Source organism: Armatimonas sp. (assembly GCF_043760365.1).
Taxonomy (GTDB): Bacteria; Armatimonadota; Armatimonadia; order Armatimonadales; family Armatimonadaceae; genus Armatimonas.
In genome coordinates this window covers 1-1,677 of sequence record NZ_JAYUPA010000463.1, presented here as the reverse complement: position 1 = coordinate 1,677, position 1,677 = coordinate 1, and the positions used below count along the sequence as shown (strand labels likewise).

Below are 1,677 nucleotides of genomic sequence, written 5' to 3'. Positions count from 1 at the left end.
ATGCCAATGCCCATGTGCAGAAAGGCATCAAGGAGCACGGCTGGTTCGATATGGCGACCCTGCGGGAGCCGTACCGCTTGGAGGGCAAGAAGACCATGGGCTACGAGCTTTTTGAGCAGCTCGACGGCCACTTACCCGACGTGATTATCTACCCCACGGGCGGCGGCACGGGGCTGATCGGAATGTGGAAGGCGTTTGAGGAGATGGAGCAGCTCGGGTGGATTGGGAGCCAGCGCCCCCGCATGATCTCGGTGCAGACGGCAGGCTGTGCCCCGATTGTACGGGCATTTGAGGAAGGCACCGAGCACGCCACGCCGTGGGAGAACGCCCAGACCAGCGCCAGTGGTCTGCGGGTTCCGCGCGCCATCGCCGACTTTCTGATTCTTGACGCGGTTCGCAAGTCGGGCGGCTGTGCTCTGGCGGTCACCGAGGAGGAGATGTTCGCGGCCTGGCGGCAGTTCTGCGCGCTCACGGGCCTCTTCTGCGCGCCCGAAGGCGCAGCAACGCTGGCAGCGCTCCAGAAGCTCTTGGAGAAAAACCTGGTGCAGAAAGACGAGCGTGTGGTGTTATTCAATACGGGGAGCGGGCTCAAGTATCTGGAAGCTTGGGCGCTGGCTCAGAACTAACACACCATGAAAATTTTAATCGCGGGCGCATCGGGCTTTATCGGCCAGCCGCTGCTGGAGTCGCTGGCAGCAGTAGGGCATACGGTGCAGACACTCAGCCGCACTGCGCGGGCTAACCAGCTTTCCTGGGACGACGAAACGGCCTGGCGCGATGCCGTGGCGCAGTCCGATGCCGTGATCAATCTCTGTGGGGCGTCGGTAGCCGCACAGCGCTGGAGTGAGACGTACCGCGATGAGATTCTCTATAGCCGGGTCGAACCCACGCGCAAGCTCGCCTCCGCGCGTCCGAAAGTCCTTCTCAACGCCTCCGCCGTTGGCTTCTACGGCGACCACGGCGATAATGAGATTACCGAGGAGAGTGTCCCCGTGCCGGACTACTTCACCCATGTCTGTGCCCGCTGGGAGGAAGCCACGCAGGAGGCTGTGAAGAGTGGCGGTCGTGTGGTCTTTCTGCGGATCGGGCAGGTCTTTGCACGCGGGGGCGGGGTGATTGAGAGCATGGTGAATCCGCCACAAGTCCCCTTCTCCCCCTGGAAGCTGGGGCTCGGCGGGCCGCTAGGCAACGGCCGCCAGTGGGTTCCGTGGATCCACCGCGACGATGTCCTTGGGCTGTTCTCGCTGGCCCTAGAGAACCCGACGGTCTCTGGTCCGCTCAATGCCGTCTCCCCTAACCCGGTAACCGCCCAAGCGCTCGCAGACGCGCTCGGGGCCGCCTTAGGCAAGCCTGCTCGCTTCCCCGTGCCGCTTTTTGCCCTCAGAGCCTTGGTCGGCGAATTCGCCGACTATTTGGTCGCCAGCCAGCGCGTGGTTCCCACCAAAGCCCTCGCACTCGGCTATACGTTCCGCTGGCCAACTCTCCCCGAAGCACTGGCGGACGTTGTACAATAAACACTGTTATGACGGAAAAAGAATCTCAGATTGAGGCACTCCGAGCAGAGGCTCTAGGATGCCAGGACTGCGGGCTCTGGGAGACGCGTACCAATGTGGTGTTTGGCGAGGGCAACCCCAACAGCCCGCTGGTTCTTATCGGGGAGGGACCGGGCGAGACCGA

2 protein-coding genes are annotated in these 1,677 nt (G+C 62.8%); both read left to right on the top strand.

The window, feature by feature from the left end; genetic code table 11:
- A partial coding sequence (locus ACH2EH_RS10910) for a threonine synthase (RefSeq protein WP_395141584.1) occupies window positions 1-626 on the top strand: 626 nt, incomplete at its 5' end.
- Window positions 627-632: 6 nt separating this feature from the next.
- A complete protein-coding gene (locus ACH2EH_RS10905) occupies window positions 633-1,514 on the top strand; it encodes a TIGR01777 family oxidoreductase (RefSeq protein WP_395141583.1) in 882 nt (293 codons plus the stop codon).
- Window positions 1,515-1,677: the final 163 nt, after the last annotated feature.

Excerpts from the sequence above, each read along its gene's own strand:
- ACH2EH_RS10905 (WP_395141583.1), top strand. The coding sequence starts at position 633 with ATGAAAATTTTAATCGCGGGCGCATCGGGCTTTATCGGCCAGCCGCTG.